The following is an 18188-nucleotide window of genomic DNA, read 5'->3' on the forward strand; positions in this document are numbered from 1 at the left end:
TGCTTCGGGTGATGTTCACTCGTAAGGTATGAGCTCTCACCCCCTCGCCACCGAACATCTGGCCGCGGATGGAGGCACACTCAGCTCCATCGAGACAGCGATAAACAATGCGTTCGATCCGATCTCCGCAGCAGTGTCCAACTTCGTCTTCTTCACCGTGAACATCGGCGGAGCAGCGGTTCCCTTGATAGTGCTGTGGCTGATCCTCGGTGCCGTCATCTTCACGGTCACCTTCAAATTCATCCAATTCCGCGGGATCAAAAGGTCGTTGATCCTGGTGAGCGGAAAAGAAGACGAGGCCGATGCACCCGGGGAAGTGAGCCACTTCCGAGCTCTCACGGCCGCTGTGTCCGGAACCGTCGGGCTCGGCAACATCGCCGGTGTCGCGGTCGCAGTGACGCTCGGTGGCCCCGGTGCCACGCTGTGGATGATTCTCGCGGGCGTGCTGGGCATGGCATCGAAATTCGTCGAGTGCACCCTCGGGGTGAAGTACCGAGACATCAACGAGGACGGCACCGTGTCCGGCGGGCCGATGAAATACCTCACCAAGGGACTTGCCGAGCGTGGGCTCGCCAAGGTGGGCAAGGTAATGGCCGTCTTCTACGCCATCATCATCACGTTCTTCGCCGTCAGCGGTGGCAACATGTTCCAGGCCAACCAGACGTACGCACAGGTTCGCTCGGTCACCGGCGGAGAGGACGGCTTCCTCGGCTCCGACGGTGCGAAAGCGGTGTTCGGTCTCGTCATCGCGCTGATCATCGGACTCGTCATCATCGGCGGGATGAAGTCGATCTCGGCCGTGACCGCCAAACTCGTCCCGTCGATGGCGCTGATCTACGTCGTCGCGTGCGGCGTGGTCATCGCAGTGAACTTCCGGTCGGTCCCCACCGCGTTCGGAGCGATCTTCGAGGGTGCATTCTCGCCGGAAGGAGTGGCGGGCGGCGTACTCGGCGTCATGATCATCGGGTTCCAGCGCGCCGCGTTCTCCAACGAGGCAGGGTTGGGATCTGCGGCCATCGCACACTCGGCCGTCAAGACCCGACACCCGGTCACCGAAGGCTTCGTGGCAATGCTCGAGCCCTTCATCGACACCGTCGTCATCTGTACCGCGACGGCGCTGACCATCGTCATAGCCAACACCGTGTCTTGGCAGGACCAGCGCGCGATCGTCGCCGAAACGGGTGAACTACCTGCCGGCGGCGTCACGCTGACCTCGGACGCCTTCGAGACCGTTCTCCCGTGGTTCCCGTATGTCCTCACGTTGGCGGTGGCGCTGTTCGCGCTGTCGACGGCGATCACTTGGGCGTACTACGGGCTGCAGGCCTGGACGTCACTGTTCGGACGCAGCCGTCTCTCGCGCAGTTTCTTCAACATCATGTTCTGCGTGTTCACCGTCATCGGAACGGTACTGTCGCTCGGCTCGGTTCTCGACTTCGCCGATGCCACTCTGTTCCTGCTGGCCCTGGTCAATATCACCGGTCTGTACCTGCTGTTGCCTGTGGTCAAGCGCGAACTCTCCGAGTACATGGCGATGCGTCGCGGCGAACAGGAGAAAATCGACGCCGACGTCTGAGACACAGCGCGAAGTCCGAAGCGTCGGTCGCGTCAGCTTACGAGAAATGCGAGCTCCCACGACGGCAAGACGCCGCACTGTTCTCGGTCGACCGGTCGTGCGGTCAGCGGGTCCGACGACGCTCTGACACGATGGCCGACATGACCAATGCGGTGCGTCCGGCTTCGTTCACCGTCGGGACCCTCACCTTGCTCGGGGCTCTCTACTTTGCCCAAGGACTGCCGTTCGGATTCTTCACCCAGGCACTCCCGGTTGTGCTGCGAGAGTCCGGTTTCTCGTTGGTGAAGATCAGTGCCACCGGTGTGCTGTTTCTGCCGTGGGCGCTGAAGTTTCTCTGGGCACCGTACGTCGATCGGTACGGATCCAGACGCCGGTGGCTGTTGTCCCTGCAGTGTTCGGCTGCGTTGGTGGCTCTGGCGCTGTCGTTTCTGGACCTGTCGTCGACCTTGCGTTGGCTGTTCGTCGGAATTTTCGTCATGAACGCGCTCTCGGCCACCCAGGACGTCGCGACCGACGGCATAGCCGTGCGTACGTTGACCGCGGCTCAGCGCGGGCTGGGAAATGGTCTCCAAGTCGGTGCCTACCGGATCGGAATGGTGTGCGGCGGCGGACTGCTGTTGTGGCTGTTCACCTTCGCCGGGTGGCGGGTGCTGTTCGTCGCAATGGCGTTGCTCATCGTGTTGACGACTGTCCCGGTGTGGTGGATGCGCAAGCAGCTGGACGCGGCGGATGCCGTCCCCGATGAGCACGCCGAGTCGGAATCGCCGGTTCGGCTTGCGGTTGCGTGGTGGTCCAGACTCCGCCGACCCGGCATGGTGGCGTTCATACTGCTGATTATCGCGTTCAAATTCGGAAACTCGATGGGATCGGCGCTGGTGGGACCGTTCCTGTCGGACAGTGGACTGTCCCTGCCACAGATCGCCTTGGTCGAGGGCGGACTGTCCTCGGTGGCCGCGCTCGGAGGAGCCGCCCTCGGTGCATGGCTGACCTTCCGGCACGGACGTCGCCGGGCGCTCCTGATCGGTGGCGGGAGCCAAACGCTGAGCCTTGCGTTGTACGTCATTGCATCTGTCGGGATCGGTGGATTCCCACTACTGATCGCGGCGAACATCACCGAACACGTGCTCGGCGGGGCGGCCACGGTCGCGGTATTCGCACTGATGATGGACGCATCCGAGAAACGTTTCGCAGGAAGCGATTACACGCTCATGGCATGTGCGGTCGTCTTCGCGCAAGGAGCAGCCGGAATCGCAGCCGGTGTGGTGGGCGATCTGTTCGGCTATACGGCGATGTTCGGTTCTGCGTTGGTGTTGTCCGGAATCGGCTGTGCAGCATTGATCATTGCGCTCGACCGGGGTTGGGGGCCGGAGGGTCTCCGCGAGGTGATCCCGCCGAAGACCCTCACCGCCTAGCATCGGCTACTCGCCACCGGCTCCGCCTGCGGATCCCGCGATGTTCACCATCCACTGCACGCCGAACCTGTCGGTCAGCATGCCGAAGGTGTCGCCCCATGGAGCCTTGTCGAGGCCCATCGTGAATTGAGCGTCGGCAGCCAGCTTGTCCCAATATCCCGTCAATTCGTCCTCGTCGTCGCCGCTGAGCGACACGCTCATCGCGCTGCCGGGAGTGTGTTCCATCGAGGATGGCGTATCGGCACCCATCAGGGTGAATCCGTTCGGAGTGGTCAACTGGCCGTGCATGATCTTGTCTCGATCGGCGGGATCCTCACTGGCCTGTGCTTCGCCGAGCGTGGTGACGGTCAGATCGCCTCCGAAGACGGACCGGTAGAACTCCATTGCCTCGCGGGCGTTGTCTCCAAAGGACAGATACGGATTGAGAATGGACATGGCAGGGCTCCTCTTCGCTGATGTACACCGACGGCATCCGTCGAAACGGTAGACCGGCGCTACGACGAAAAGTCACCGGGACGAGGTATCGGCGTCTGTCGGCGTGGGTACTTCGGACTCCCACCGGGCCCGCCGTTCGTCGTCGGACTGCTCCCACCACGGTGTTCCACGTTCGCCGAGAGCGACCTTGGTCGCCTGCACGCCCGCGCGAGATTCCGGGGCACCCGACGTCCGTTTGACCTCCCTGCGCCATGCCATCAGAATCGACCGCAGCTCGGCGTTTCGCTCCTCGGGGATGTCGGGATCCGTTGCACGCCAACGCCGCCCCTTGATGACGACATAGTGCCCGTCTTCGGTGCGTTCCAGATCGTCAGTCATGGCTCCACCCTGCCACGAGTCAGCTGCTCAGGTACCTCGGAACCTCGATCGCGTCCAGTCCGAGGGCAACAGCAGCGCGAGCGGCGACCGGCCCGACCAGATTGCCGGTTCCGTTGTAGCCACCGAACGCGATCACTCCGTCATCGACGTAGCAGCACACGGGCCGCCCGTCCGCGGTGAACCCCACGGGCGCAGCCCACCGGGCGTTCACCGAGACGTGTCCACCGGCAAAGGACTCGGCGAGCGAGTCGAGGTAGTTCTGCACTCGGGCCGTCGGTTCGCCGGCCGAAGTCCACTCTTCCTCGGCGAATACGTCGCGGCCACCACCGACGTACAGGCGTCCCGACGCGTCCTGCTGTGCATAGTCGTACCCCCACCGTCCGTACACGGGGCACGGCAACCGACCCGCCGAAACAGGAGCGGTGGCGAGCATCTGCAGGCGAGCAGTTCGAACACGACCGTCCAGCTGGGGGAGTACGTGTTCGAGACGACCGTCAATAGCCACCAGTACAAGATCGCAGCGAATCACCCCGGTGGGCGTCGTCACCGCTCCGGACTCGATACGCACAGCAGGTGTGTGCTCGTGAAGCCTGGCGCGCGGGGAGAGGATCGCGGCCATCCCGATCGCCCGGCGAGCAGGGTTCATCACCGCATCATCGGGCAGGTAGATGCCGTGTCCCAACTCGTCCTGATACTGCTCGACGGCAATACCGTTTTCGTCCAGGCACTTCCGAAGATCCTCGCAATCCTGCGCGTCGGCCGGGTCGGCCTGCCTACCCGGGACGCCCGCAAGCCTGATGGATCCGGTTCGGCGAACAACCGCCGATCCCAGGAGCGCTTCCAACGAATCGATCTCGGCCAACGTCGCCCGGTAGAGATCGACGGCGCACGGCCCCCACTTCGACAGAGCCGTGTGCAGAAACGTTGCCGGGCCGCCCAGCAGAAAGCCCCCGTTACGGCCCGCAGCACATGCTGCGACTCGCCCTGCGTCGATCCCGACGACATCGAGGCCTCGGTCGAGCAGATCGGCGACCGCAGCCAGGCCCGAACCGCCGAGACCGACGACGCAGACGTCTGCGGTGCAGTCGCCGTCCAACATTGGCAAGCCCCGCCAACCGGAGACAGCAGGGTCGTCGTCCCACGCCGGCCGGGAGGTGTCGATGGGGCCGGTTACCGTCATCGAACGATGGTATCGGTGGACCGATGATCACATGGTCTACGATTCCGGCACCCGACACCCATGACTGTGAGGACCACCGATGCGCACTGTGATCGTGACCGCGTTCATTTCGCTCGACGGAGTGATGGAAGGACCGGGCGGTGAAGTGGGCTATCGCAATTCCGGGTGGACGTTCAAGGACATCGAGTTCGATCCGGCGGCGTACGAAATCAAGGGCCGTGAGCAAAGCGAGGCGTCTGCGCTGCTGCTCGGCCGCACTTCGTACGAGGCATTCGCGCCGGTTTGGCCCACCATGGACGATTTCGCCGAATACAACGCCATGCCCAGATATGTGGTGTCGACCACGCTGGAAAGCGATGATTCCCGTTGGCCCGCAACCATTCTGCGCAGCGTGGACGATGTCGCCGAGCTCAGGAACTCCGACGGGGGACCCATCTCCGTGCACGGCAGCGCCACTCTCGGTCGCAGTCTGGCCGATGCCGGGCTGGTCGATCGTTACCACCTACTGGTGTTCCCGATCCTGCTCGGTGCGGGAAAGCGCCTGTTCAGTTCGGCCGACAAGGACACCACGCATCTCGATCTGGTGGAACACGAGGTCTACGGAAACGGTATCCAGAAGCAGGTGTTCGACGTCCGCCGTTAGTTGCCGACGGAGTATCAGATGTCGTCGCTTCGGATGGTGCGCCGGCGAACCGATACGAGCTCGAGTTCGGGCCGAGACGCCGCAACGCGCTCGAGTCGATCGAGAACATCGGTGACGTGATCGAGGTCGCCGGCCACGACCGAAGCGCCGACACCTGCTCGCCGGTGAAGTTCGCGATGATCGGTCTCTGCGACCGATACCGCAAATTTTCGGTGCATCTCGGAGATCACCGGCCGGACAACGGAACGTTTCTCTTTGAGTGAGTGCACATCGCCGAGAAGGAAATCGAATTCTATCCATCCAATCCACATAGACCTTCGAGTCTAACGCCGCCGATCGGCCGGTTCCCTGTGCGGGCCGATCGCCCGCACAGGGAAGTGGACTACCGCGTGCTCACCAGACCGAGGGCAACGAGATCGGACAGATACTTCTCGATCAGCCCACGACCGAGGTGCGGAATCTCCCCGGCTGCTGCAGCAAATTCGTCCGCCGGCAACATCGCACCCGATGACGGCTGCTGCGGTTGTGCGTACGAGTGGATCAACGGAAGCAACGAGTGCGAACGCTGCTTCTCCGGCAGACCCTCCACTGCGGCGCTGAAACGTTCGAACCATTCGTCGTAGTTCTCGACGATCTCGATGTCACGACCCGCCTCACGGATCCAATCGACGAACGTGTCCAGCGATATGTTGTCGTCGTGCGGATTGAGAATGTCGAAGGTTCGGTAGCCCGACACGTCGGCACCGGCGATCGATGTGATGGCATCGGCGCTGAAGTCGGCAGGAAGTCCGTCGTAATGGGCCAGCGGTCGCCCACTGTCGTCCGTGGGCGCACCGGTTCCTGTGGCGTAGAACGTCCGAGGGGCCAAGCCGGTGGCGACGACCGACAGAATCAGCCGTGTGAACACATCCGGCACATTGAGCTGGCCCGACCACCTGCTGTGCGCGAGGATCATGTCCGAGCGAAAGACCGACACAGGCAGACCGAATTCGTCGAATGCATTGCGCAGCAACACTTCGCCGGCCCACTTGGAGTTTCCGTAGCCGTTGGCGTAAGAATCGTCGACCGACCGAGACGGGCTGTCCGTGCGGATGTCGCCGTCCTCCCGAAAGTCGTCGACGCCCACAGCGACGGCAACCGTCGACAGGTAGGTCACCGGCTTGACGTGGTCGGTGAGCGCGAGCCGAATCACCTCTGCCGTGCCGACGACATTGGGGCCGAACAGGTGCTCGTACGGTAGTGCGTGGTTCACCAGCGCAGCAGGGTGAACGATACGATCGACCCGCTCGGCAAGCGCTTGGAACTCGTTGTTGTCCAAGCCGAATCGAGGCGTGCCGAGATCTCCCGCTACTACCTCGAGGGCAGTCTCGGCCAGCGCTCGGTAGTGAGCGGTCAGCTCGGCATCCCCACTGTCGAACGCTGCATCGAGTCGGGACCGCGCGTCGGAGGCCGAGCGTCCGCGAACCAGGCACACCACCGTTCCGCCGACCTCGGCCATACGCTCGAGCCACTCCAGGCAGAGGAAGCGGCCGAGATATCCGTTGGCACCGGTCAGTAACACGGTTTCCGTTCGGGTACGAGAGCCCGAGACGTGCTGGGCAGTCTCGAGGAACTGCTCGTCCAGAAATGCGGACAGGCGTAGGTCGGAGGCATGGGCGACAGTAGCGTCGCGTCCGTGTACCGAGGCGAATGTTGCTGTGTCGGAATCGTTGTCCCGAGCCGAGGTGATGTAGTCGGCCAAGGCGGACAAATCCATGGCCGGCCCGGTGATCACTCCCACCGGTACGTCGATTCCGTAGATGTCTCGCAGGAGTGTCGAGAACGTCAACGCCGACAACGAGTCTCCGCCCAGATCGCTGAAGTGGGCGTCCGGTCGGACATCGGATCCATCGCATCCGAGCAATGCTTGCGCGGCATCGCCGACGGTCTGCAGCACCGGAGCGTCGGCACCGCTGCGTCTGAGCTCACGTAGGCGATCGTTCTGCCCGGATTCCAGGTCTGCGTAGCGACGCTCCAGGTCGGCACCGTAGCGTTCGACCAGTTTCGGCCGAAGCTGCTTCCCGGCACCGGAGAGCAGCCCGTTGTCCTGAGTGAACGGCTGGTGCTCGATCGTCACGTCGCGCGGAATTTCGTACGAGTTCAGCGATTCCGTACGAGCGATTTCTTGCAGTGACTCGATTATCGAGGCAGTGGTCGTATCCGGCCGAGCCGGGACGACGACGGCCAGGAGATATGCGCGTTGGCTGTTGCCGTAGAGGAATATCTGGTCGACGAGTTCGCTGGTACCGAACACTGCCTCGAGACGGGCCAGGGCCACGAACTCACCCTGGGCCAGTTTGAGAACGTTCTTGCGGCGGTCGACGTAGGCAAGTCGGTCCGGCTCGATCTCGGCGACGACGTCTCCGGTGCGATAGAAGCCCTCCGAATCGAACACCTCCGCGGTGACGTCCGGGCGCTTGTAGTACCCGGGAATGATGGACGCGGTCTTGAGCAGGAGTTCCCCGCGCGGATGCGGTGTGTCGGTGGAAAAGTAACCCAGCTCGGGTACGTCCTCGAGTTTGTACTCGATCACCGGTGGGCGCGCGACGACGCCGTCGTGCAGCACCATTCCTGCTTCGGTGGAGCCGTAGTTGTCGCGGACCTCGATATCGAGGAGCTCGGTGACGAAATCTTTGACCTCCGCAGCGATCGGTGCCGTGCCGACCATCGCTGCCAGGATGCGTCCGCCGAATCGCTCGTTTCGACTGCGCTCAAGCACATCTCGCCGAACCCGGTCTTCGTCTGCATCGCTCGAGCGTTCCACCTCGCGGTCGATCTCGGCAAGGACGTCGTGCCGAATCATCTCGCAGACACGGGGAATCAACAGCGCCATCGTAGGTCGAGCGAGCGCGAAATCATCGAACAATGTGGACAGGTCACTGGCTCCGGCGAAGTGCACAGTCCCGCCGGCGGCGAGCGCAGAGAAGACGAGGCCGCGGCCGGCCAGGTGACTCATCGGCAGATAGTCGAGTGTGACGACGGGGAACGCAGGCCCGTCCCCGGATTCGGCGGACGCTCCGGTTGGGTGCCAGGCCCCGGTCCAGGCCCCGCAGACGATCCGCTCGGTGTGCATCGCTCCCTTGGGAGTTCCGGTGCTGCCCGAGGTGTAGATCAGTGTCGCGAGTCGATCGGGATCTTCGGCATCGGGCAGTGGAACTTCCGGTAGCTGCTCGCCGTCCTGGATCAGTTCGCTCAGCGGTCGGATGACGATTCCTGCCTGTTCGGCTTCGTCGAGCGCGGACTTCATGATCCGGGCCTGCGTGTCGACGGCGCCGTCGTAGTCCAGGACGACGATTCGTCGAACGGACCGACAGTGAGTGGCAACCTGGACCGCGACGGACAGATTGTCGACGTCTGCTGCGAGGACTACGGGTTCGACCTCGTCGGCGATCGCCGACAGTTGGCCCGCGGTGGCACCCGCCTGGAGCGGGACGGCAATCGCACCGAGTCGGATCGTGGCCAATTCGGCGATGACGTAGTCGACACTTGCAAACCCGAGGGTTGCGAAGAAGGTGCCCGGGCCGACGCCGTCGTGCGCCAGCGCCGATGCCAATGCACCGGCGTCTTTCCAGGCCTGCCCGTAGGTGACGGTTTCGAAGCGGGGGAGCAGTCGGAGGGTGTGTGTTTCACCGGTCCGGGTGATCTCTCGCGCTCGGCGCCCGAGGGCCGGGCGATCCGAATAGCGCGTCATGATCTCGGCCACCACGCGGGCCAGGTTGGGAGACAATTCCTGGGCAGCGTCGGCCACCGAGCTGTCCGGTTCGGCGGCACGAAACTCCCGGTCGGACTCGTGCAGCTTCAGGAATCGATCGTGTTGCCTGCCCTGACGATCCTGTCGGCTGTCGACGGCCAATGTCTGCGTCATGCTCGACTCCCTCGCGCTTGTCCGGCTTTAATCGTTATCAAAAGTAAGTATATGCAGACGGCGGGTCGATCAATCGTGACGCTGCTCATAGTCCGATTGGTCGGAAAAGTCTGTCTGGCTGTGCTTTTCGAGCCCATGCTGCGCGCACGGATCCACGGCGACAGCTCGCGTGGGTGCTCGGTGAAATCGGGGGAGCGCAACTTGTATGGTGAATCCACAGTCACGTGCGTCACAGTGCTCGTCATCATCGTGCGCACGCGTCACCCCTCGCGATCGGAGAAGTGAATGTCGGATGTCCTCTCGCGCCGCGACTTGGATTTTCTGCTGTACGAGTGGTTGGACGTAGCCGGCCTGACCGCCCGTCCCCGCTTCGCCGAACACTCGCGCGAGACCTTCGATGCAGTACTCGATCTCAGCGCGGACATCGCCCGCAAACACTTCGCGCCGCACAACAAGAAGGCCGACGCGCACGAGCCGACCATGAATGCGGACGGCTCGGTGGAGCTGATTCCCGAGGTCAAGGAAGCGCTCGACGTGTATGCGTCGGCAGGTCTGATCGCCGGGCAGTTCGACGAGTCGATCGGCGGCATGCAACTGCCTGCGACGGTGTCGCGGGCCGCCATGGCGTTCTTCCAGGCAGCCAACGCCGGGACCTCGTCCTACCCCTTTCTCACCATGGCCAATGCCAACTTGATCGCCACCTATGGCACGCCGGATCAGGTGCGTGACTACGTCGGGCCCATGCTCGAAGGACGATGGTTCGGGACCATGTGCCTGTCGGAGCCACAGGCAGGGTCATCGCTGGCGGACATCACGACCAAAGCGGTCCCTCAGGGCGACGGCAGCTTTCGTATCACCGGTACCAAGATGTGGATCTCGGGCGGCGATCACGAACTGACCGAGAACATCGTGCATCTGGTGCTCGCGAAGACACCCGGCGGCCCTCCCGGTGTCAAGGGAATCTCACTGTTCATCGTTCCCAAGTTCCTTCCGAACGGCGACGGTGGCGCAGGCGAGCGAAACGACATCGTGCTGACCGGCCTCAATCACAAGATGGGCAACCGCGGCACCACCAACACATTGCTTGCGTTCGGCGACGGAACCCACTCGCCCGCAGGGCAACCCGGTGCGGTCGGGTTCCTGGTGGCCGAAGAGAACCGCGGGTTGTCCTACATGTTCCACATGATGAACGAGGCCCGGATCGGCGTCGGGTTTCTCGCCATTGCCCTCGGCTACGTCGGGTACCTCAAATCGGTCGAGTACGCGAAGACGCGTACCCAGGGACGACCGCTCGGCGCGAAGGATCCAGCAGCGCCGCCGGTGGCTCTGATCGAACATGCCGATGTGCGCCGAATGTTGTTGGCCCAGAAGTCCTATGTCGAGGGTGCGCTGGCGCTCGGTCTCTACTGCTCGCATCTGGTCGACCTACAGGATTCGGCGTCCGACGATGCCGAATCGGCGCGCTCGACACTGCTGCTCGACGTACTGACCCCCATCGCCAAGAGTTGGCCCTCGCAGTGGTGCCTCGAGGCGAACAGTCTGGCCATCCAAGTGCACGGCGGCTACGGATACACCCGCGATTACGATGTCGAGCAGCACTACCGGGACAACCGACTCAACCCGATTCACGAAGGAACGCACGGTATCCAAGGGTTGGACCTGCTCGGTCGCAAGGTCGTCATGCAGGGCGGCGCTGGTTTGGCTCTTCTCGAAGAGGAGATCTCGAAGACGGTCTCTCGTGCAGACGCGGTCGGCGGTGACAGTGCAGCCTACGGCGCGGAACTGCACGCACGATTCAGCAGAATCGTCGAGGTCACCGCGGCGGTGTGGGGGACCGGTGACGCAGCCGTGGCACTGGCGAACTCCACGGCCTACCTCGAAGCCATGGGACACATCGTCATCGCATGGATGTGGCTCGAGCAGTTACTCGCCGTCGGCGCGAAGTCCGGCGATTTCTACGACGGAAAGCGCTCGGCAGCACGGTATTTCTTCGTCTACGAGCTACCGAAGGTGGATGTTCAGCTCGATCTCTTGGCGCGACTGGATCGCACCACCCTCGATATGTCCCCCGCCTGGTTCTGACGACCAGCTACAAGGAGAGTCACGCATATGTCGATCTTGGACAAATTCCGCCTGGACGGTTCGGTGGTCATCGTCACCGGTGCATCCTCCGGACTGGGCGTCGCCTTTGCCAAGGCAGCTGCCGAGGCCGGAGCCGATGTCGTGCTCGCAGCACGCCGAGTGGAGAAGTTGGCGCAGACCGCGCAGCTGATCGAGAGTGTGGGAGGACGTTCGATCACCGTCGCTACCGACGTGGTCGATCCGGACCAGTGCACCGCGATGGTCGATGCCGCCGTGACGGAGTTCGGCAAGGTCGACGTGTTGATCAACAATGCCGGTGTCGGCACCGCCTTCCCGGCGACCCGCGAGACCCCCGAGCAGTTTCGCTCGGTGATCGACATCAACTTGAACGGCTCCTACTGGGCAGCCCAGGCGTGTGGGCGGGTCATGGCACCCGGCAGTTCCATCATCAACATCTCCAGCGTGCTCGGGCTGACCACCGCGGGGCTACCGCAGGCAGCGTACAGCGCCAGCAAGGCAGCGATCGTCGGTCTCACCCGCGACCTGGCACAGCAGTGGGGGGCGCGAAAAGGCATCAGGGTCAACGCGATTGCACCGGGCTTCTTTCAGAGCGAGATGACCGATTCCTACCAGCCCGGGTATCTCGAATCGATGGCTCCGCGCATGATCCTCGGACGCAAAGGTGATCCCGAGGAATTGGCGGCCACCGCGATCTGGCTTGCCTCCGACGCCGGGGGATACGTGACGGGTCAGACCATCGCTGTCGACGGCGGAGTCACGATCACCTGACCGCTGTCACTCGGCCACCGTCACGGCGATCCCCTCGCGGATGAGTCTGCGGGCAACCACCGATGCATCGTGGACGTCGAGGCCCGGCATCGAATCGAGACGGCACGGAGCGCCCTTCATCAGGCTCTCGATCGCGTCGGCGCACTGGGGTGGCAGTGTGACGGTCTTGTTCTTGAGCACCATCGAGACGCCGTTCTCTCCGTGCGCGATTCGCGCGAAGATGCCGGGCCGCAACCGAATCGAACTTTCGCCGCGCAACGCGCCCATCGCGGCGACGCTCGCCAGAGGACGTACCGGGTTCGGCCGGACCAGTTCGTCGTGACGATCTGCGACGCGGTCGGCTATACGAAGTACCGCCCCGGGATCTCGGGCGATCTCGTCGATTGCGGTACGCATGGCATCGAGAACTCGGTGGACGTGCGCGACGATGGAGCCCGGGTCGGAGTGGTCGAGTCCGGCGGGCAGCGGAGCACGCAGACTTTCGATGTCACCGAACGCCTTCACGACCTGATGTGCGAGGTCGTAGTCGTTGTACGACGCGACGCCGATGGTCAGGTGAACGGTGGTGTCGCCCAGCGCCTGCGCCGAATGGATCCACCCGCGCGGGAGGTAGAGCACGTCTCCGGGCTCGAGAACGATGTCCAGTTCGGGAGTGTTCGATGCGTGGTCCTCCACGGCCGACCGCCGGTCCGACCACGGTTGATTGTTGAGGGGATGCACGTGCACCGGCGAGTGGATGCTCCACCGCTTGGTCCCGGCGATCTGCACGACGAAAACATCATGCACGTCGTAATGTGGCGAAAACCCTTGCGATGCAGCGGGTGTGACGTAGCAGTTGACCTGAACCGGATGGCCGAGCTCTCGAACGAGATCCCCCACGAAGTGGATGAGCGGGGGCCACAGTCGGTGCAGGCCCTGCAGAACGAGCGTGTTGCCGGCCGCGAACGCCGCGAGAACGGCTGCAGAGTCGACTTGATCGGTTACCTCGGCGCCGAAACCGCCGGACGCCGTGAACTCGGATTTGTCCAACAAGCGGCCATCTTTTGCCATGCGGACGAACGGGGTTCGAACGCCACGTTCGGAGATCAGCTCGTCCACGGTGCCGAGCGTCATCAGGTCGTGAAAGGAATCCGACAGCTCGGCGGACCGGGTCAACTTGGGAGCGATGCCCCAGAACCGATCCGCGAACGACTCGAGGTCGGTACCGGTGAGACGACGGAGCGCGGACCGGAAATCCGATCCGCGCTCGTCGCTCAACTCAGTGGTCAAGCGGTACCGTCCGCACCGCCGTCGTGCCCGCTCGGGTTGGAACCGCCGTCGGCCGGGCCTTCGCCGGCTCCCGCGGGGCCGTCTGCTCCGCCGTCGTGACCGCCCGGGTTCGATCCGCCGTCAGCGGGTCCTTCGCCTGCGGCTCCGCCCGTGGTGGTGATGTCGTCGTCGTTGATGCTCATCGAGGTCCTTCCAGTCGTGGAGGTTCGTGTCCTCGTCCAGCGCGAGAACAACGAGGGTATTGACGCAAACTCTGTTCTTCAAACGGCTCGCAGAAGTTCAAGCGGAATCTTCGGCAATGTCCGGTGCGTTCGCCCGGGTCGCCATTCCGCCGCCACCACCTCCGTCCACCGGTCCGGGTCGACCGCCCTTCGGCGAATCGGTCGTGGCCGACTTCGTGTCCTCGGTCGGCATCTGGTCGTCTGCGTCGACTTCACTTCCCATGGTTCGACATTAGACCGCCGGAACGGTCATGGGACCATGGAACGATGGATCGATCCCGGGCGCAGCACGTGGTGCTGCTCGACGACGAAGGCCGCGCCGTCGGCACACAGGACAAGACAACCGTGCACACGCTGCAGACGCCGCTGCATCTCGCGTTCTCGAGCTACGTCGTCCGATCGGACGGTGCGGTTCTGCTCACGCGACGAGCGTCCGACAAGACCACGTGGCCCGGCGTGTTGACCAACACCTGCTGCGGTCATCCCGCCCCCGGTGAGGATCTGGCCGAAGCGGTGCTGCGACGGATCGGCGAGGAGCTGGGGCTGCGCGCGACCTCGGCCGAACTGATACTTCCGCATTTTCGCTACCGGGCCGTCATGGACAACGGCATCGTGGAGAACGAGATCTGCCCGGTGTATCGAGTGCGCGTGGACGAGCGCGCGACGCTCGATCCCGACCCACTCGAGGTCGACGAGACGCGGTGGGTGTCGTGGCCGGAGTTCTCGGCGGGCGTGCTCGACGGCACCGTCGACGTGTCACCCTGGTGCCGGACGCAGGTGGAACAGCTGTCGGTCCTGGCCGACGACCCGTTCGGTTGGCCGGTTGCCACCGACGATCTGCTGCCGCCCGCTGCCTTCCGCCCGCGCACATCTGCGGAGCTCTAGTGTTCGTGCTGTGAGTGACGAAATTTTCGTGGAGTCGAACGAGGACCGGCTCGATCGCGCTTCTGTCGCGCGCGAACTGGCGCGTTTCACCCATCGCACCGCCGAGGGGACCGGGCTGCGGGCCGCGGCGGTGGCCGTTGCACTCGGCGGAGCGCCGGGAGATCGGCGCATGCTGCTGACGAAACGGCCGAGCCGATTGCGCGCACACCCCGGCCAGTACGCCTTGCCAGGCGGAGGCGTCGACCCGGGTGAGTCCGCGATGCAGGCCTGTTTACGGGAATTACACGAAGAGCTGGGCATCGGTGCGGCGGTGGGCGACGTGCTCGGCCGGCTCGACGACTACGTCACCCGGTCCGGCTACGTCATCACACCGTTCGTGGTGTGGGTCGGTGACTACTCGTCCAGGTTGTGTCCCAACGAGGACGAGGTGTCCGAGGTCTTCGAGGTGACGGTCGACGAACTCGACGTCGACGCGCAGTTCGTTACGATTCCCGAATCGACCCGCCCGGTTGTTCGCTGGCCGTACCGAACCGGTGCCATCCACGCTCCGACCGGTGCGATAGTCCATCAATTTCGCGAGGTGGCGTTGCACGGAAGACACACCAGAGTCGCCGACTTCGAGCAGCCCGTGTTCGCGTGGCGCTAACGTGGCCGCAGAGTCGGCCCGACCGCACGACAGCAGAAGCGACAGGAGGTGATCGTCGATGACGGACAACCGTGAGCTCGAAGTGTCCGATCGCATCGTCACCGTTCCCAACCTGCTCAGTGCCATTCGGCTCGCCGGCGTTCCGCTTTTCCTCTACCTGCTGCTCGGCCCGGAAGCCGACGGATGGGCGCTGGTCATCCTGTTGGTCAGCGGCGGAACCGATTGGCTGGACGGCAAACTCGCTCGTATGCTCGGACAGGCATCGAAGTTGGGTGCCCTACTCGATCCGTTGGTGGATCGGCTCTACGTGGTCAGTACCCTCGTCGCTTTCGTTGTGCGCGGCATCATTCCGTGGTGGGTGGCGGCAATACTCATCGGACGCGATGCGGTTCTCGGATTGACGATGTTCGTCTACCGGCGTCGGTCCCTACCGCCTCCTGACGTCATCTACCTGGGCAAGGCCGCTACCTTCGTCGTCATGATCGCGCTGCCGGTGCTCCTGGTCTCCGCGGGCACCAGTTCGGTGGCCGACGCGGCAGGACCTCTCGGGTACGCACTCCTCGTCTGGGGCACCGCGTTGTACTCCTGGACAGGCCTGCTCTACCTCGGCAAAGCCATCGCGGTGGCCAGAGCGGTCGAACCGACAGCGGCCGGCATCTGACGGTGGAGTCTGCGGAACCGGCAGCAGTGGAGCCTGCGGAACGCCCGAGGCCTCGGGCCGGAAGGAACCCTGTCGCGTCGCTCCTGACCTCGTTGCTGACCGACCACCTCGACCCCGGATATGCAGCCGCTGCCGCCGAACGCACGGCGCAACACACCCGCACGTCACGCGTGCCTGCCGCTGTCTGGTTGCTGACCGGTGCTGTCGTGGTCGGGTTGATATTCGGTATCGCGCTCTCCAGGCTGGCATCGGGGTCTGTCGCAGTCGACCGCGCCAGTGCCGATGCGTCGGCCGCCGTCCGCGCTGCCCAGGACCGCAGCACCGAACTCGAATCCACGAGAGACGGCCTGGCCGAACAGGTGTCGACCGAACGCGATCGAGCCTTACAGTCCGACGCCGCGGGGAGCGAACTACTGGACCGATTGAGTGCCGTCGAATCTGCGGCGGGTATCGACACCGTCTCCGGCCCGGGTCTCGCCGTCGTCGTCACCGAACCTGCGGGAGCCGGCGGTTCGACGGTTCGCCCGGGCTCGGGCGCGGCAGTGCTCGACCGGGACATTGCCTCGATCGTCAACTCGTTGTGGGCGAGCGGAGCCGAGGCGGTGTCCGTGGACGGCGTTCGAGTAGGCCCGAACGTGACGATCAGGCAGGCCGGTGGTGCCATGTTGCTGGACAACCGACCGATCGACTCGCCCTACGACATTCGAGCCATCGGGCCCCCGCAGCGTATTCAAGTCCAGTTCTTCGTCAGCGACGCGTATCTCCGGATGAGTACCGTGGCGCAGCTGTACGGTGTCGAGTTCTCGATTCGCGCGGCCGATGATCTTCGACTGGGTCCCGCGGTTGTGAGAGAGTCGTTCGAGGCAGAGGAGGTCGGCCCACGATGACCGAGCACGAGTCGACGGCCGTACCGGCCGAACAGGTAGACGAACCGAATGCCGACGCGACCGTGGATGCTCCGATCACCCCTACCCACGGCATGTACGCCGTCGCCGCTCTGACTGCCCTGATCGCCGGCGTGGTGATCGGTACGGTTGCCGGGCCGCAAGTTCCCGCGGTGATCGCGCCCTATCTGCCGATCGCCGTCGTCGCTGCGATCGATGCGGTGTTCGGTGGTCTGCGAGCGTTTCTCGACGGAATCTTCGATGCCAAGGTGTTCGTCGTCTCGTTCGTCTTCAACGTCCTCGTCGCTGCCCTGATCGTGTGGCTCGGTGATCAGCTCGGAGTGGGAACGCAGCTGTCCACGGCCATCGTCGTCGTTCTGGGTATTCGCATCTTCGGCAATGCGGCGGCGTTGCGCCGCAGACTGTTCGGCGCGTAGTAGATGACGGCACGGACCGGTCGGCACGGCTGGCGCGCGCGGGCGATCGATCCGGATCGCCGCAGGCGCGGAACGGGGTTCGGCATTCTCGCGCTCGTTCTGCTGTGTGTTCTCGGCATCGGTATCGCCACCCAGGTACGCGAGACCGGTACCTCCGACAACCTGGAGAATGCCCGGCCCGAGGACTTGTTGGTCGTGTTGGACACCCTCACCCGCCGAGAGGCGTCGATCCGCGACGAGATCAGCACACTGCAGGCCACTCTGGCGACTCTGCGCCAGTCCGGTTCGGGATCGGAGGCCGCAATGACAGAGGCGCAGGAACGTTTGTCCGCGTTGTCGATTCAAGTCGGTACGGTCGCCGCCCAGGGGCCGGGCGTGACGCTCGTGATCGATGACCCGAACTCCGGTATCGGGTCCGAGGTGTTGCTCGACGCGCTGCAGGAATTGCGTGCGGCGGGTGCCGAGGCACTCCAGATCGAGGGTGGTGGTGGCGTGGTCCGCATCGGCGTCGATTCGTGGATCGCAGGGCCTGCCGGTCGAGTGGTGATCGACGGCCGCGAATTGCGAGCCCCTTACACGTTCACGGCAATCGGCGACTCGGCGACGCTCGAGGCGGCGCTGAACATCCCCGGCGGAGTGGTGGATACCGTCACCCGTAACGGAGCGTCGTCGAACATCACTCGGTCGGACCAGGTCACGGTCTCCGCCTTGCGGGATCCGCGCCCGCGTCAATACGCTCAGCCCGGTAACTGACCGCCCGACCGCCCGGGCCACGATCGAAGGGAATGC

At 64.1% G+C, this 18188-nt stretch carries 18 protein-coding genes and 1 pseudogene; 11 read left to right on the forward strand and 8 right to left on the reverse strand.

The genetic code is table 11. The annotated features are described in order from the left end of the window. Positions 1–28: 28 nt before the first annotated feature. Both ACFI9K_RS17485 and ACFI9K_RS17490 read left to right on the forward strand, forming a co-directional pair. On the forward strand, positions 29–1573 hold the full coding sequence (locus ACFI9K_RS17485; protein WP_462664674.1) for an alanine/glycine:cation symporter family protein: 1545 nt from the start codon (positions 29–31) through the stop codon (positions 1571–1573). 140 nt (positions 1574–1713) lie between these two features. Further along, positions 1714–2985: an MFS transporter gene (locus ACFI9K_RS17490; RefSeq protein WP_462664675.1), complete on the forward strand. Its 1272-nt coding sequence runs from the start codon at positions 1714–1716 to the stop codon at positions 2983–2985. 6 nt (positions 2986–2991) lie between these two features. On the opposite strand, the gene ACFI9K_RS17495 is transcribed toward ACFI9K_RS17490, so the two are convergent. The 3 genes from ACFI9K_RS17495 to ACFI9K_RS17505 form a co-directional block, all read right to left on the reverse strand. Next, positions 2992–3420, reverse strand: a complete 429-nt coding sequence (locus ACFI9K_RS17495) for a VOC family protein (RefSeq protein ID WP_462664676.1) — start codon at positions 3418–3420, stop codon at positions 2992–2994. 72 nt (positions 3421–3492) lie between these two features. Beyond that, positions 3493–3798: a hypothetical protein gene (locus ACFI9K_RS17500; protein ID WP_462664677.1), complete on the reverse strand. Its 306-nt coding sequence runs from the start codon at positions 3796–3798 to the stop codon at positions 3493–3495. 19 nt (positions 3799–3817) lie between these two features. Beyond that, the gene (locus ACFI9K_RS17505) at positions 3818–4978 is read right to left on the reverse strand and encodes an NAD(P)/FAD-dependent oxidoreductase (protein WP_462664678.1); all 1161 of its coding nucleotides are present in this window, start codon (positions 4976–4978) and stop codon (positions 3818–3820) included. A 79-nt stretch (positions 4979–5057) separates the two neighbouring features. On the opposite strand from ACFI9K_RS17505, the gene ACFI9K_RS17510 reads away from it, so the two are divergent. After that, positions 5058–5621, forward strand: a complete 564-nt coding sequence (locus ACFI9K_RS17510; protein WP_462664679.1) for a dihydrofolate reductase family protein — start codon at positions 5058–5060, stop codon at positions 5619–5621. A 14-nt stretch (positions 5622–5635) separates the two neighbouring features. Here the strand turns inward: ACFI9K_RS17510 and ACFI9K_RS17515 are convergent, their stop codons facing one another. Next, complete coding sequence (locus tag ACFI9K_RS17515) at positions 5636–5932, reverse strand: DUF503 domain-containing protein (protein WP_222094690.1); 297 nt, start codon at positions 5930–5932, stop codon at positions 5636–5638. 71 nt (positions 5933–6003) lie between these two features. After that, on the reverse strand, positions 6004–9525 hold the full coding sequence (gene car, locus ACFI9K_RS17520; RefSeq protein ID WP_462664680.1) for a carboxylic acid reductase: 3522 nt from the start codon (positions 9523–9525) through the stop codon (positions 6004–6006). Between the two features lie 285 nt (positions 9526–9810). On the opposite strand from car, the gene ACFI9K_RS17525 reads away from it, so the two are divergent. Continuing rightward, complete coding sequence (locus ACFI9K_RS17525) at positions 9811–11607, forward strand: acyl-CoA dehydrogenase (RefSeq protein WP_462664681.1); 1797 nt, start codon at positions 9811–9813, stop codon at positions 11605–11607. Positions 11608–11634: 27 nt separating this feature from the next. Continuing rightward, complete coding sequence (locus ACFI9K_RS17530) at positions 11635–12396, forward strand: SDR family NAD(P)-dependent oxidoreductase (protein ID WP_462664682.1); 762 nt, start codon at positions 11635–11637, stop codon at positions 12394–12396. A 6-nt stretch (positions 12397–12402) separates the two neighbouring features. Here the strand turns inward: ACFI9K_RS17530 and ACFI9K_RS17535 are convergent, their stop codons facing one another. From ACFI9K_RS17535 to ACFI9K_RS17545, 3 genes and pseudogenes are all read right to left on the reverse strand, one after another. Beyond that, positions 12403–13665 (reverse strand): cupin domain-containing protein, encoded by a 1263-nt coding sequence (locus ACFI9K_RS17535; RefSeq protein WP_462664683.1) that lies wholly within the window; start codon positions 13663–13665, stop codon positions 12403–12405. Next, positions 13665–13847 (reverse strand): annotated as a pseudogene (locus tag ACFI9K_RS17540) (BatC protein); the annotation flags it as partial. The gene ACFI9K_RS17535 and the pseudogene ACFI9K_RS17540, both read right to left, overlap by 1 nt. Before the next feature lie 97 nt (positions 13848–13944). Further along, positions 13945–14109, reverse strand: coding sequence for a hypothetical protein (locus ACFI9K_RS17545; protein ID WP_462664774.1), 165 nt, complete (start codon positions 14107–14109; stop codon positions 13945–13947). 44 nt (positions 14110–14153) lie between these two features. Between ACFI9K_RS17545 and idi the strand changes: the two genes are divergently transcribed. The 6 genes from idi (at position 14154) to ACFI9K_RS17575 (ending at position 18152) form a co-directional block, all read left to right on the forward strand. Further along, complete coding sequence (gene idi / locus ACFI9K_RS17550; RefSeq protein ID WP_462664684.1) at positions 14154–14771, forward strand: isopentenyl-diphosphate Delta-isomerase; 618 nt, start codon at positions 14154–14156, stop codon at positions 14769–14771. 10 nt (positions 14772–14781) lie between these two features. Further along, positions 14782–15417 carry an NUDIX hydrolase gene (locus tag ACFI9K_RS17555; protein ID WP_462664685.1) on the forward strand — a complete coding sequence of 212 codons (636 nt, stop codon included), beginning with the start codon at positions 14782–14784 and terminating at the stop codon, positions 15415–15417. A 58-nt stretch (positions 15418–15475) separates the two neighbouring features. Then, a complete protein-coding gene (locus ACFI9K_RS17560; RefSeq protein ID WP_462664686.1) occupies positions 15476–16078 on the forward strand; it encodes a CDP-alcohol phosphatidyltransferase family protein in 603 nt (200 codons plus the stop codon). Between the two features lie 92 nt (positions 16079–16170). After that, positions 16171–16965: a DUF881 domain-containing protein gene (locus ACFI9K_RS17565; protein WP_462664687.1), complete on the forward strand. Its 795-nt coding sequence runs from the start codon at positions 16171–16173 to the stop codon at positions 16963–16965. Between the two features lie 92 nt (positions 16966–17057). After that, positions 17058–17399, forward strand: coding sequence for a small basic family protein (locus tag ACFI9K_RS17570; RefSeq protein WP_462664770.1), 342 nt, complete (start codon positions 17058–17060; stop codon positions 17397–17399). A gap of 3 nt (positions 17400–17402) precedes the next feature. Beyond that, a complete protein-coding gene (locus ACFI9K_RS17575) occupies positions 17403–18152 on the forward strand; it encodes a DUF881 domain-containing protein (RefSeq protein ID WP_462664688.1) in 750 nt (249 codons plus the stop codon). The last annotated feature ends 36 nt before the right edge of the window (positions 18153–18188 follow it).

The sequence above is a fragment of the Rhodococcus sp. PSi06 genome (assembly GCF_054960675.1).